Raw genomic sequence first — 13,180 nt, forward strand, 5'->3', positions numbered from 1 at the left:
AGACACTCCTGCTCGCAGCACTGCTCGCGCTGACCGTGCCCGTCCCCGCCGAGGCCGTGACCTACGACGTCCTGGTGTTCTCCAAGACGGCAGGGTTCCGGCACGACTCCATCCCCGCCGGCGTCCAGGCGATCAAGGACCTGGGCGCGGCCAACGGCTTCACCGTCACCGCGACCGAGGACGCGTCCGTGTTCACCAACGGAACCCTGGGCCAGTACGAGGCCGTGGTGTTCCTCAACACGACCGGGGACGTGCTGGACCCGGCTCAGCAGACCGGTTTCGAGAGCCACCTCCGCTCCGGGCGCGGGTTCGTCGGCGTGCACGCGGCGGCGGACACCGAGTACGACTGGCCCTTCTACGGCGACCTCGTCGGCGCGTACTTCCACTCGCACCCGGCGATCCAGCAGGCCCCGGTGAAGGTGGAGAACCGCGCCACCGCCGCCACCAGCCACCTGCCGGCGACGTGGACCCGCACCGACGAGTGGTACAACTACCGCACCAACCCGAGGTCGAGCGCCCGCGTGCTGGCCACGCTCGACGAATCCGGGTACACCGGCGGTAACATGGGCGCCGACCACCCGCACGTCTGGTGCAAGACCTACCAGGGCGCTCGCAGCTTCTACACCGGCGGCGGGCACACGGCGTCCTCGTACTCCGAGCCGGCGTTCCGAGGCTTGCTGCTGGGCGGAATCCGTTACGCCGCAGGGCAGACCCGGATGGACTGCCGTCCGGAGAGCGGCTACACCCGGCTGGACCCCGCGCAGGGGTGGTCGCAGGCCGGACCGGGCGGGTTCACCAACAGCGACGGGACGTTGACCAGCTTCGGCGGGCTGGGCCTGTTCTGGTACGGCGGCAAGCAGTTCACGTCGTACTCGCTCAAGCTGGACTGGCGGATGGCCGGGGACGACAACTCCGGCGTGTTCATCGGGTTCCCGCCGTCGAGCGACCCGTGGTCGGCGGTGGACAACGGGTACGAGATCCAGATCGACGCCACCGACAGCCCCGACCGCACGACAGGCGCGGTGTACGGGTTCAAGTCCCCCGACATCGCCGCGCGGGACGCAGCCCTGAACCCGCCGGGGGAGTGGAACGCGTTCGAGCTGCTGGTGGAGGGCGAACGGCTGCGCGTGTACCTCAACGGGGTGCTGGTCAACGACTTCACCAACACCGACCCGAAACGGTCGCTGGCGGGACACATCGGCTTGCAGAACCACGGCGACGGCGACGAGGTGTCGTTCCGGGACGTGCGGGTGCGGGAACTGGACCGGACCGTGCAGGCGGAGTCGTTCAGCGCGGCGAGCGGGGTGCAGCCGTTCACCAAGGCCGGCGCGCACAACGGCCAGACCCTCGGCTACATCGACCCGGGCGACTGGGCCGCCTACGACGACGTGGACTTCACCGGCGCCGGTGCCCTCCAGGCCCGGGTGGTGTCGGGTGGTCCCGGCGGCACGATCGAGGTCCGGACCGGTTCCGCGACCGGACCCGTCCTGGGCCGGGTGGCCGTGCCGAACACCGGGAGCTGGACCACCTTCGCCGACGTGCGCGGGGCCCTGACCGGTGTGCCGGCGGGACGTCAACGGCTGTACCTGACGTTCACCGGCACCGGCAGCGGGCTGTTCGACGTCGACGACTTCACCCTGGTCCCTGCGACGGCCGGACCCATCGTCGGCGCGTCCGGGAAGTGCGTGGACGTGTCCGGAGGTGCGTCGACGGACGGGACCAAGGTGCAGTTGTGGACGTGCAACGGCTCGGCGGCCCAGACGTGGAGCCGGGTCGGCCAGACGTGGCAGGCCCTGGGCAAGTGCCTCGACGTGGCCGGCGCGGGCACGGCGGACGGGACGAAGGTCCAGCTGTGGTCGTGCAACGGCACGGGCGCGCAGAACTGGACGGTCGGCACGGACGGCTCGCTGGTGAACCCGAACTCCGGCAAGTGCCTGGACGCCTCGGGTGGCGGCATGTCCGACGGGACGCAACTGATCATCTGGCCGTGCCACGGCGGCAGCAACCAACGCTGGACCACGTGATCGGTGGGTCGCGCACCGAGGGGTGCCTCGGTGCGCGGCTCAGACCAGTTCCGGGACCGGCGTCTTCGCGCGCCGGTCCAGGTGGGCGGCCAGGAAGGACAGCAGCAGGGCGGTGCCGGACAGCAGTGCGCCGACCCAGTTGGGTGACGTGTAGCCGAGTCCGGCGGTGATCACCAGGCCGCCGAGCCAGGCCGCCAGGGCGTTGCCGAGGTTGAACGCGCCGATGTTCGCCGCCGAGGCCAGGGTGGGTGCGGCGGTGGCCTGGTCGAGGACCCACTTCTGCAGAGGCGGCACGGTCGCGAAGCCCAGAGCGCCCACGAGCGTGAGGGTGATCGCGGCCAGGACGGGGTCGTGGGCGGTGAAGGTGAACAGCAGCAGGGTCAGTGCGAGCGCGCCCAGCGAGGTGAACAGCATCGGCATGAGGGCCCGGTCGGCGAACCGACCGCCGACCAGGTTGCCCGCGAACATGCCCAGCCCGAACAGGACCAGCAGCCAGGTCACGGAACCGGCCTCGAACCCGGCGACCTCGGTCATCATCGGCGCGATGTAGGTGATGGCGGCGAACACCCCGCCGTAGCCGAGGACGGTCATCGCCATCGCCAGCCACACCTGGACGTTCCGGAAGGCGGCGAACTCGGTCCGCACGGTCACGCCTTCGGGCCGACCGGTCTCGGGCACCAGCCGCGCGACGCCGAGCAGGCCGACCACGCCCAACGCGGTGACGATCGCGAAGGTGACCCGCCAGCCCGCCGACTGGCCGATCAGGGTGCCGCCGGGCACGCCGACCACGGTGGCCAGGGTCAGCCCGGTGAACATCAGCGAGATCGCGGACGCCTTCTTCTCCGGCGCGACCAGCCCTGCGGCGACCACCGACCCGACGCCGAAGAACGCGCCGTGCGCCAGCGAGGCCACGATCCGACCGGTGAGCATCACGGCGAAGACCGGTGCGACGGCGGAGAGCGCGTTGCCGACGATGAACAGGCCCATCAGCGCCATCAGCATCTTCTTGCGGGACACCCGCGTGCCCAGGACGGTCAGCAGCGGGGCGCCGAGGACGACGCCGAGCGCGTAGCCGGTGACCAGCCAGCCCGCGGTGGGGATGGTGACGCCGAAGTCGGCGGCGACCTCGGGCAGCACACCCATGATCACGAACTCGGTCGTGCCGATCCCGAAGGCACCGATGGCCAGGGCCACGAGCGCGAGTGGCATGAGAGGCACCTTCCACTTGCTTGAGCGGATTGCAGGCGTCCGACGATAGTTGCAGACGCGGGATACTTGCAAACGCGGGTTGTGCTAGTGTGACGGGTATGACTGCCACAGCTCCTTCGCTGACGGCTCTGGCCGCCGGCTGGTGCGCGCTGTCGGTCCTGCACGACCGCATCGAGGCCCGGGTGGAGCGTGCGCTGCAGGGCGGGCACGACCTGAGCGTGCGCGAGTTCTCCCTGCTGGAGGTGCTCAGCCGGCAGCACAACGGCGAAGGCGGGCACCTGCAGATGCACCAGGTGGCCAACGCGGTGGTGCTCAGCCAGAGCGCGACCACCCGACTGGTGAGCAGGCTGGAGGACCGCGGCTTGCTGTCCCGCTACCTGTGCCCCACCGACCGGCGCGGCATCTACACCGACGTGACCCCGTCCGGGCTCGCGCTGCTGGAGGCAGCCCGCCCCACACATGGCGCGGCCCTGCGCGAAGCCTTGGACGAAGCCCGCCAGGACGAGACGCTGCGGCCCTTGGTGGAGGCGGTCGAAGCCCTCGGCACCGCCGGCCGGCCCTCGTAACGACCTTTGCGCTCGTCGGCTCTGCGCGCTGCGCGGCCTGGCTGGTGGCCCGGCCGGCGGTGAGGGCGTCCGGGGTCGCCGTACGCGCGCCGGTGGACCCGGTCGTGGATTTCTTCGCCGGCGAACCCCGCTGAATTGTCGTACCCCGCTGCCACACTCGCCCCATGACTCAAGATCGCGAAGTCCTCGTCGCCGAAGTCGCCCGGATCGCCCGGCAGGAGGTGGCCCCGGGTCGCCCCGGCGTGTGGCAGGTCGTCATGAACGGCGGGTCCTGGTCGTTCAAGGTCTTCCCCGACCGGGGGCCCAGCACAGGGGACGCCTCCTTCGCCCGCTTCGACGTGATCCGGCGGCTGGAGGCGCACCTGCGCGAGCCGGGTGACGACCGCACACTCGTGGTCGAGGTGGCGGTGGACGGGCGCGGTGGCGCGGAGTTCGCCCACGCGTTCGCCCCGCCGCACGGCTCGGCGGACTCGGTGGTGCTCGACCCGGAGTACCGCCACCCCGGCCACCCGCTGCCCGGCATGTCCCGGCCGCCGGGGACGACACCGACCGACGAGCCGACCGACCCGGTGGTGCTCAGACGCGTGGCGGAGTTGCTGACCGAGTTCCGGGGCCACCACCGGCGGTTGACCGGGCGGGACCCGGAGTTCGGCACACCGTGCACCGAGGAGGCGTTGGTCGCCGCCGAGCGGGAGATGGGGCTGCGGCTGCCCGAGGACGTGCGGGCGCTCTACCTGCTGATCGGCGACGACCTCAAGGAGTCGGGCCTCCTGGACCGCTACAACCTGCTGCCGTTGAACCAGGTGGTGTCGGGCCACCTGGACGGCGTGCCGGGGGCGTGGGGGTGGAGCGACGGGCTGTTCGACTTGAACCGGGTGGTGCTGGAGGCGCAGCCGTGGGGCGCGGTGCGGGCGGTGTCGCGCAGTGACTGGTGGGTGGTCGTGTTCTCCGACTTCGCCGGCAACTCGTGCGCGGTGGACCTCGACCCCGGTCCGGCCGGGCGGTCCGGCCAGCTCATCGCGTACGGCCGGGACTACTTCGGGCCGGTGGGGTACGTCGCCGAGTCCGTCACCGCGCAGCTCACCGCCGTGGTGGCGGCGTTGCGGCGGGACGCGGTCCACCCGTCCGAGCACGACGGGCCGCTCGTCGTGGACCTGCCGGACGCCGAACCGCCGTACGACGCCTCGATCCCGGTCGAAGGCCGCGACCTGGCGCCGGCGCTGGCCGAGCTCCCGCACCGCGCGCAGGTCCAGCAGCTCTACCTGAACGACGCCGAGACACTGGACCTGCGCGCGCTGAGCGAGACACCCCGGGCCCGCGTGCTGAACATCAACCGCGCGGGCCGGGTCGAACTGCACCTGCCGGAGTCCGTCGAGGGCCTGAGCCTGGAGGCACGCGAAGCCGACCTGACATTGCTCGCCGGCCACCCGGCGCTGTGGGACCTGACGGTGAAACGCCTGCCGGTGCGGGTGTCGGACCTGGCCGCCCTGCCGGCCCTGTCCTGCCTGGACCTGTCGGAGGCCGAAGTGGACGACGTGGCGGCATTGGCCGACCTGGACGTGCGGGTCCTGACCCTGTCGGGCGAGCAGTGGGCGGTCCTCCGGGCAGCGGGCCGCGTGCCCGCCCGCCTGGCGGGGGCGCGGCGGGCAGGCAACTCACGGGTGTCGGAGGTGGTCGACTGGTCGAACTGGCTGGTCACGGCCCGCTGACGGCGGCGAGCGCCGCTGGGCGGACGGCCGGCCGACTGGGTGCGTGCCAGGCTGCGGTCGGGTGGGTGAGAGGCCGCGGCTGCGGTCGGGTGGGTCAGAGGCCGCGGCGCCGGTCGGGTGCGTCGGAGGCCGCGGCTGCGGTCGGGTGCGTCGGAGGCTGCGGCGGCGGTCGGGTGCGTCAGAGGCCGCGGCTGCGGTCGGGTGGGTCAGAGGCCGTGGCGGCGGTTGCCTGCGGCGTGTCGCGCGTTGGCGGACTCGGACTCGTGGCTGAAGGGGGAGCGGTGGGTGTCCAGGGCCCACCTCGCCGACTCCGCCACCAGGTCCGCGTTGATCTGCGCCCCGGCCGCCGCGCCGGCCGCCGACGACGCGCCCACCTGGGCTGAGGGCTCGGTGACGTTGCCGGCCACCCACACCCCGGGCACGCTGGTGCGCCCGGCCCCGTCCGACGGGATGTGCACGCCCGTCCCGGACGGGTGCTCGACCGCGTCCAAGCCCAGCCCCGCGAGGAAACCGGCCCGCGCGACCATCCGGGTCGCCACGGCCACCACCTCGCGGGTCACCACGGTGCCGTCCGCGAGACGGAGGCCGGTCAGGCGGTCGTCGGCGACCTCCACCGCGACCACCCGGCCGGGCACGACCGGGATGCCCAGCGCGGCCAACTGCTCGACGTCCTCCTCCGGCAGCGGGCGGTCGTTGGCGAGGTAGACGACGTCCGCGCTGAGCTGGCGGAACAGCAGTGCCTGGTGCATCGACATCGGACCGCTCGCCACCACCCCGATCGCCCGGTCCCGCACCTCCCACCCGTGGCAGTACGGGCAGTGCACGACGTCGTGACCCCACCGCTCCCGCAGGCCGTCCACCGCGGGCAGTTCGTCCACCAAGCCACTCGCCACCAGCAACCGTCGCGCGTGGACCGACCGGCCGTCGGACAGGGACACGGTGAAACCGGTGTCCCCGCGCACCACGTCCGACACCTCGCCGTGGACCACCTGCCCGCCGTAGCGGCGTACCTCGGACCGGCCGCGTTCCAGCAGGTCGGCGGGCTTCACCCCGTCGTGCCCGAGCAGCCCGTGGACGCCCTCGGCGGGCGCGTTGCGCGGTGCGCCCGAGTCGACCACCAGCACCGTCCGCCGTGACCGGGCGAGCATCAACGCCCCGCTCAACCCGGCGGCGCCCCCGCCGACCACCACGACGTCGTACCTGTTCAGCAGCTTGTCGGTCATCGTGACCACCTCCACCGACACAGTGCGCCCGCACTGGCCGAAAGAGCAAACTTTGTTGCCGAACCAGCAACGAACCGGTTCGACACGGTCAGTCCGTCTCCCTTCGTATCGGATTTCTTGACGATCTCATTTCGTGGGCTCAAGCTTGCCGAAACTGTCGATGGCTCGATCGAAACTTTGCGCCGTGGGAGGACGATGATGTCCCGAACCGCTGTCACCGACGCCGGCAGGCGGATTCCGAGAAGGGGCGCGGCCGTGACGGGCGCGCTCGGGCTGCTCAGCGCGGCGGCACTGGCGTTGCCGCTGGTCGTGAACGCGGGGACGACGTCGCCCGCGGCAGCCGCGGCCGACTGCGCCGCCGGCTACGTGGCACTCACGTTCGACGACGGCCCCAACGCCAGCACCACCACCCAGGTGATCAGCGCCCTGCGGTCGGCCGGCGCGCGGGCCACGTTCTTCAACCAGGGCAACCGGGTCGCCGCGAACCCGTCGCTGGCCAGGTCCCAGAAGGACGCGGGCCACTGGATCGGCAACCACTCCTACACCCACCCGCACATGACCCAGCTCAGCCAGTCGCAGATGACCTCGGAGATCAGCCAGACCCAGCAGGCGATCCAGCAGGCCACCGGCCAGGCGCCCAAGCTGTTCCGCCCGCCCTACGGCGAGACCAACAGCACGCTGAAGTCGGTCGAGCAGCAGTTCGGCCTCACCGAGGTGCTGTGGAGCGTGGACTCGCAGGACTGGAACGGCGCGAGCACCGCGCAGATCGTGCAGGCGGCCGGGAACCTGCAGGCCGGCGGCGTGATCCTGATGCACGACGGCTACCAGACGACGATCAACGCGATCCCGCAGATCGTGGCGAACCTGAAGTCCCGGGGCCTGTGCACCGGCATGATCTCGCCCAGCACCGGCCGGGCCGTCGCGCCCTCCGACACCCCGCCGGGCACGACCACCACGACCACGCCGCCGGCCGGCGCGACCTGCACCGCCACCTACCGCACCACCCAGCAGTGGGGCGACCGGTTCAACGGCGAGGTCACCATCACCGCCGGGTCCACCGCGATCACCAGCTGGACCGCCACGGTCACCGTCACCTCGCCGCAAAAGATCTCCGCGACCTGGAACGGCACACCCAGCTGGGACTCCAGCGGCAACGTCATGACCATGAAGCCCAACGGCAACGGCAACCTCGCCGCCGGCGCGAGCACGACGTTCGGCTTCACCGTGATGGCCAACGGCCAGTGGGCGAACCCGGCGGTGTCCTGCCGCACGCCCTGACGTGCCAGGATCTCCACCATGACCGAGGAACGCCGTGCCCAGGACCAGCGTGCCCAGGACCAGCGGGTGATCGAGGACCAGCGGGTGATCGAGGACTTCCGGGCCAACGGCGGTGTGACCGAGGGGCGAACCCTGCTCCTGTTGCACCACGTCGGAGCGAAGTCCGGTGTCGAACGGGTGACCCCGCTGCGCTACCTGTCCTCGGGCGACCGCTGGGTCGTCGCGGCCGGGAACGGCGGGCTGCCGCCGAACCCGGGCTGGTACTACAACGTGCTGGCCCAGCCCTCGGTCGTGGTGGAGGTCGGCACCGAGACGCTCGAGGCCACCGCCCGCGTCGCCGAAGGTGACGAGCGGGAGGAGCTTGCGCAGATGTTCCGCAACGCCAAGTCGCGGTTCGCGGCCTTCGAGAAGGCGCTCAAGCGGCAGATCCCGATCGTGGTCTTCGAACGCGCCTGAACCCGGAGACCGAGCACAGCGCCTGAACACCCGTGCCGCCCCTCGACCACGGAGGGGCGGCACGGGAGCGTTCAGAGGCGGTAGAAGTCGGTGTAGTGGTTGGGCGAGAAGTACACCGCGCCGGTCGTGCGGTCCACGATGATCCGGTAGGCGTCCCGGGACGCGCCGCACGCCCGCGGGTAGACGTCGAACTCCAGGTAGGACCGGCCGCTGGGCAGCTGGCCCTCGCGGTTGTAGAAGGTCCCGCCGGCGAAGTTGCACTGGCCGTTGGGCCAGCTGTACCAGCCGCGCGTGCTGGGGTAGCCCTTGGACGACCACGTGTAGTTCGCCGAACGGGCGTCGGCGCATCGGGTCAACGTGCACGAGCCGTACACGGTGGCGTCGGCGGTGGGGCTCACCGCCGTGGTCAGGCCGACGACGGCGACGAGGGCGCTGATCGCGACGACCAGGCGGGTCGTCCAGGAGAGCCGGGTGCGGTCCAGGGTCGACACGGATCCTCCTTGGCAGGGGTGCGGAGAGGTCAACACCCACGATCGTGTCGCCGATCGCCCGCACGGGCTACCAAAAGGATCACCAAAAGTCGGTGAACAGCTCAGACCACCGAACAGCTCAGACCAGGCTCGACCAGTAGTCCCAGAACGCGAACAGCACCAGCACCACGATCACCGCGTACCACAGGGCCAGCACCGCGCTGTGCACCCGGCGCAACGGGGCCAGCGCCGGCCACGTGTCCAGGGTCGTGTACCAGAACATCGGCAGCACGACGACCCACACGACCATGCAGTACGGGCACAGCGCCCGGATGTCGTACAGGCTCGCGAAGATCAGCCAGTGCACGAACACGACCCCGAACGCCGTGCCCGCGTTCATCGCCACCCGGTACCACCGCGGCGGCTCGAACCCGGCCAGCACCGCCACGCCCGTGGTGACCACGACGGAGAACGCCGCGATGCCCAGCAACGGGTTCGGGAAGCCGAAAGCCTCCGCCTGCGCGCTGTCCATCACGTCCATCACCGAACCGCACGACACCACGGGGTTCAGCGAGCACGTCGGCACGTAGGCCGGGTCGCGCAGCTTGGCGATCTTCTCCAGCGTCAGCGCGGCGGCGGCGCCCAACCCCAGGCCGCCGCCGATGACGTACAGCCAGGCCAGCCGGGGGTTCATCCGGCCAGGGCCGCGTCGATCGCGGCGCGCAGCTCGCGGTCCACGTCCGGGTAGGTGCCACCGGTGGGCTCGAACCTCTTGCCGTTGAGGAAGAAGGTCGGCGTGCTGTCCACGCCCAGCGCCTGCCCGTCGGCCGTGTCGCGGTCGATCACACCCTTGACCTCGGCGGAGGACACGTCGGCGCGGAACTTCTCCAGGTCCAGGCCGATGCCCTTCGCGTACTCCTCGAACTTCGCGGTCGCGGCGGCGGTGTCGTCGCTGGTGTCGCGGCCGTCGACGGCCCAGCTCTGGTAGCCGTCGTAGAGGGCGTGGTACATCTCCTTGTACTTGCCCTGCCTGGCGGCGGCCTCGGCGGCCTTCGCGGCGGGCTGCGCCAGCGGGTGCATCTGGAGCGGGTAGTTGCGGGTCACGATGGTGATCCGGCCCTGGTAGTCCTGCTCCAGTTTCTTGGTGATGTTGGCGTAGTAGGCCGCGCACGCCGGGCACTGGTAGTCCAGGAACTCGACCAGCGTGACCTTCCCGCCCTCCACAGAGGACAGCGTGTGGGCGCCGGGCGGCACGAGCCGCTCGTCCTGGGCGGTGCCGCCGGTACCGGAGGACCGGTTGGCCAGCAGGACCCCGCCGATCACGGCCGCGGCGACCACGACCACCACGGCGGTGAGGATGAGGTTGAGCGACGGGCCGCGGCGCGCGGTCACCGGGTTGTTCTTCGTGCCTGCCATCGAGGTGTTCGCCCCTAGGTCGAGAGTGCCTGTGGCCTGGTGGTCGGATCGCAACCGGCGGAAGTTCCCGGCCTCACCCGACCGGGGCTACCGGTTCGTGCCTACCAGCACCGGTGTGAGGTCCGGGTAGGTCATCCCGTGGGGGCGCGGTCCGGTAGGCGGTGGAGAGGATCAGATCACGGAGACGGTGAAGGCCGCGGTGTGGAGCGTGCCGCCGTGGGAGAACTCCAGGAACAGGCGGTACTCGCCGCGGTCCGCGAAGACCGCCTGGAAGGTGAGCTCGCCGTTGACCAGGGGAGCGCCGGCCGGCTCCACCGGGTGCAGGTGGGTGGCGGACAGCAGCATGGTGTGGAAGCCCGTCATGTGGCCGTTGGCGCCCAGGTGTGGTTCCAGAGCGCGGACCGGGGTGCCGTCCGGGGACTTGATGGCGAAGCGCAGGGAATGGGGCTTCATCACGGCCGGGTGTTCCGGGGTGTCGATGCGTTCCACGGCGAAGCCGTCCGGGGTCACGGTCTTCGTGCTCGGTTCGGGAACCGGTACCAGCGTCGTGTCCCCAGGCACGCTGAAGGGCACGCCGAGCACCACCGGGTGACGTGGGTCCTTGGTGTCCGTCGGGACGAATTCGGCGAACATGCGATAAGCGCCGCCGTCCGGCAGGGACAGGGTGGTGTGCCACGTGTCGCCGACCAGGGTCGGGTGGACGTGCTGGAAGACGTGCATGTCGTCGCGGATCGCGAAGAAGTGCAGCTGCTTGGTCTGGTTGTCCAGGAACCGGGTCTGCGGTGTGCCGTCCGGGCCGAGGATGCGGAAGGCCACCGGCACCGCCGGGCCGCGCGAGTCCGGGGTGGTGACCCGCTCGAAGCGGTAGCCGCCTTCGGCCTCGGACAGGCCGTCGCTGTGCGCGGCGGGGACCAGGTCGGGTTGGTGGGTCGAGTGGGCCGGTGCCGGGGTGGGGCGGGAGAGGGTGATCGCGGCGGCGGTCGCCACGGCCAGGACCGCCGCCAGGAACGCCCAATCGGTGAACCTGCGCATGTTTCGGGCTCCTTGGCGGCGGGTGGCGGGCCCGGACGGACCCGCCACCCGCCATCGGGTCAGAACTGGAGGCTCCAGGCGTCGATGTAGCCGGTGTCGGCCTGGTAGACGTCCTGCACGCGCAGCTGCCACGTGCCGTTGGCCGTCTCCGCGGAGGCGTCGACGGTGTAGGTGGTGAGCACGTTGTCGCCGCTGTCGTTGTTCGAACCCTTGAGCCGGTAGGTGGACCCGTCCGGCGCGACCAGGTCGATGACCAGGTCACCGCGGTAGGTGTGCTTGATGTCGACGGTGACCTTCAGGGTGGCGGGCGCGTTCCCGGCCACGCCGGAGACGGTGACCGACGACGTCACGGCCGCGCCGGCGTCGGGGATCTGCACGTCGGTGGTGTTCTCGAACCTGCCGCCGGGCGGCGGTTCCGTGCCCAGGTTCGGCTTCACCACGACCAGGCCCTGCTCGATGCCGTTGACCAGCACGATGCCGGAGGCGAAGTACGGGTAGTTGCTCCACGAGCCGTTGAACTTGGCTTCGTCGCCCGAGGGGTAGATGTCGAAGTACCCGACCTCGGTCAGCTGCGCCGAGGCCACGTTGCTCGTGTCCAGGATGCGCAGGCCGGCCTGGTAGTTGGCCTGGTAGCTGTACTTGCCCTTGACGTACTGGTTGTGGTCGATCGCCGTGGCGGGCGAGTCGTAGGTGCCGGTGTGCACGGGGTTGGTCAGGTTCGCCAGGTCCCAGATGTAGGTCTTGGTGCGCTTGTCCGTGCCCCGCGACTCGTCCAGCTCGTCGTCGAGCAGGAAGTACCGCTGGCCCTCGGTCAGCCAGCCCTGGTGGGAGTACTGCGCGCCCGAGTAGCCCTTGCGGGACAGCTGGACCGGGTTGGCCTTGTCGGTCACGTCGACGATGGTCAGCGTGTCCTCGTTGGCGTTGAAGCAGATCTCGCGGCCCTGGTACTGGGTGTGGGGTCCGCGGTAGATGACGCACTGCGTGTCGTGGGTGTAGCCGTCCTGGGAGACGCAGCCTGCGTTCTTGGGCTGCCTCGGCGTGCGGATGTCCACCATGTGCGGCCCGCCGCTGCACGTGTTGGAGCCGATCGCGTAGGCGTAGCCGGTTTCCTCGTTGATGGCGATGTTGTGTGCCGGACCGAATTCCTTGTACAAGACGTCCGCGGTGAAGGTCTGCGGTGTGGTGATCGTGCGCAGGCGGGTCAGGTCGAACACCTGCATGCCGTGGCCGGAGATGAAGTCGGCGACGATGAAGGCGTGGTCCTTGTAGACCTTCATGTCCCGCCACGTGCTGCTGCCGCCGTTGGAGGGCAGGTTGCCCAGGTACTTCGGGGCGGTCGGGGTGCTGACGTCGACGAACGCGGTGCCGTTGGTGCGGCCGACGATCGCGTACTCCTTGCCGGAGGACGGGTCGGTCCAGCCCCAGACGTCGTTGCCGTTGCCGCCGCCCATGCTCGACAGCGGCAGGACGCTGAGCAGGTCGACGTTCTTGCAGGGGTAGATGTCGGCTTTGCCGTTCACACAGGGGACACCGGCGGCGGTGCCCACGACGGCGTGCCGGTCGGCGGGTTGGTGGTCGGCCATGAAGGCACGTGCAGCGGCTTGGCCTTCGGGGGTGTCGGGGTCGTGCGCGGACGCGGCTGTCATCGACAGCCCGACCGCGGCGGCCGTGAACACGGCCAGCCCGACCCAGCGCAGGGATTTCATGGTCTCGCTCCTCACCGGAAATCCCGAACCGCGTGCCGCGGCCCGGGAACAGGGTTTTCCGATCAGGTCCCGACGATAAGACCGGTGGTCG

12 protein-coding genes are annotated in these 13,180 nt (G+C 70.7%); 5 read left to right on the forward strand and 7 right to left on the reverse strand.

The window, feature by feature from the left end; all coding sequences use genetic code 11:
- The first annotated feature begins 8 nt into the window (after positions 1 to 8).
- Positions 9 to 2,024, forward strand: a complete 2,016-nt coding sequence (locus DFJ66_RS00900; RefSeq protein ID WP_246030153.1) for a ThuA domain-containing protein — start codon at positions 9 to 11, stop codon at positions 2,022 to 2,024.
- A gap of 39 nt (positions 2,025 to 2,063) precedes the next feature.
- Here DFJ66_RS00900 and DFJ66_RS00905 read toward each other — a convergent pair whose 3' ends face one another.
- Positions 2,064 to 3,233: an MFS transporter gene (locus DFJ66_RS00905; protein ID WP_121217002.1), complete on the reverse strand. Its 1,170-nt coding sequence runs from the start codon at positions 3,231 to 3,233 to the stop codon at positions 2,064 to 2,066.
- A 98-nt stretch (positions 3,234 to 3,331) separates the two neighbouring features.
- On the opposite strand from DFJ66_RS00905, the gene DFJ66_RS00910 reads away from it, so the two are divergent.
- Positions 3,332 to 3,799 carry a MarR family winged helix-turn-helix transcriptional regulator gene (locus DFJ66_RS00910; protein WP_121217004.1) on the forward strand — a complete coding sequence of 156 codons (468 nt, stop codon included), beginning with the start codon at positions 3,332 to 3,334 and terminating at the stop codon, positions 3,797 to 3,799.
- A 164-nt stretch (positions 3,800 to 3,963) separates the two neighbouring features.
- Positions 3,964 to 5,508 (forward strand): SMI1/KNR4 family protein, encoded by a 1,545-nt coding sequence (locus tag DFJ66_RS00915; protein ID WP_147459137.1) that lies wholly within the window; start codon positions 3,964 to 3,966, stop codon positions 5,506 to 5,508.
- A gap of 206 nt (positions 5,509 to 5,714) precedes the next feature.
- Here the strand turns inward: DFJ66_RS00915 and DFJ66_RS00920 are convergent, their stop codons facing one another.
- On the reverse strand, positions 5,715 to 6,731 hold the full coding sequence (locus DFJ66_RS00920; protein WP_211350910.1) for an NAD(P)/FAD-dependent oxidoreductase: 1,017 nt from the start codon (positions 6,729 to 6,731) through the stop codon (positions 5,715 to 5,717).
- Between the two features lie 255 nt (positions 6,732 to 6,986).
- On the opposite strand from DFJ66_RS00920, the gene DFJ66_RS45265 reads away from it, so the two are divergent.
- Both DFJ66_RS45265 and DFJ66_RS00930 read left to right on the forward strand, forming a co-directional pair.
- Positions 6,987 to 8,009 (forward strand): polysaccharide deacetylase family protein, encoded by a 1,023-nt coding sequence (locus tag DFJ66_RS45265; protein WP_246029504.1) that lies wholly within the window; start codon positions 6,987 to 6,989, stop codon positions 8,007 to 8,009.
- A gap of 18 nt (positions 8,010 to 8,027) precedes the next feature.
- On the forward strand, positions 8,028 to 8,465 hold the full coding sequence (locus DFJ66_RS00930; protein ID WP_121217011.1) for a nitroreductase/quinone reductase family protein: 438 nt from the start codon (positions 8,028 to 8,030) through the stop codon (positions 8,463 to 8,465).
- 71 nt (positions 8,466 to 8,536) lie between these two features.
- Here DFJ66_RS00930 and DFJ66_RS00935 read toward each other — a convergent pair whose 3' ends face one another.
- The 5 genes from DFJ66_RS00935 to DFJ66_RS00955 all read right to left on the reverse strand — a co-directional run bounded on the left by DFJ66_RS00935 (position 8,537) and on the right by DFJ66_RS00955 (position 13,089).
- Positions 8,537 to 8,956 carry a ribonuclease domain-containing protein gene (locus DFJ66_RS00935; RefSeq protein ID WP_121217013.1) on the reverse strand — a complete coding sequence of 140 codons (420 nt, stop codon included), beginning with the start codon at positions 8,954 to 8,956 and terminating at the stop codon, positions 8,537 to 8,539.
- Positions 8,957 to 9,074: 118 nt separating this feature from the next.
- Positions 9,075 to 9,629: a vitamin K epoxide reductase family protein gene (locus DFJ66_RS00940; protein WP_121217015.1), complete on the reverse strand. Its 555-nt coding sequence runs from the start codon at positions 9,627 to 9,629 to the stop codon at positions 9,075 to 9,077.
- Complete coding sequence (locus DFJ66_RS00945; protein WP_121217018.1) at positions 9,626 to 10,351, reverse strand: DsbA family protein; 726 nt, start codon at positions 10,349 to 10,351, stop codon at positions 9,626 to 9,628. The genes DFJ66_RS00940 and DFJ66_RS00945 overlap by 4 nt, the downstream gene beginning before the upstream one ends.
- A gap of 171 nt (positions 10,352 to 10,522) precedes the next feature.
- Entirely contained in the window at positions 10,523 to 11,383 is an 861-nt protein-coding gene (locus DFJ66_RS00950) for a hypothetical protein (protein WP_121217020.1), read from the reverse strand.
- A gap of 59 nt (positions 11,384 to 11,442) precedes the next feature.
- Entirely contained in the window at positions 11,443 to 13,089 is a 1,647-nt protein-coding gene (locus DFJ66_RS00955; protein WP_121217022.1) for a choice-of-anchor B family protein, read from the reverse strand.
- Between the last annotated feature and the right edge of the window lie 91 nt (positions 13,090 to 13,180).

The organism is Saccharothrix variisporea, from assembly GCF_003634995.1.
In the GTDB taxonomy this organism is placed as follows: domain Bacteria; phylum Actinomycetota; class Actinomycetes; order Mycobacteriales; family Pseudonocardiaceae; genus Actinosynnema; species Actinosynnema variisporeum.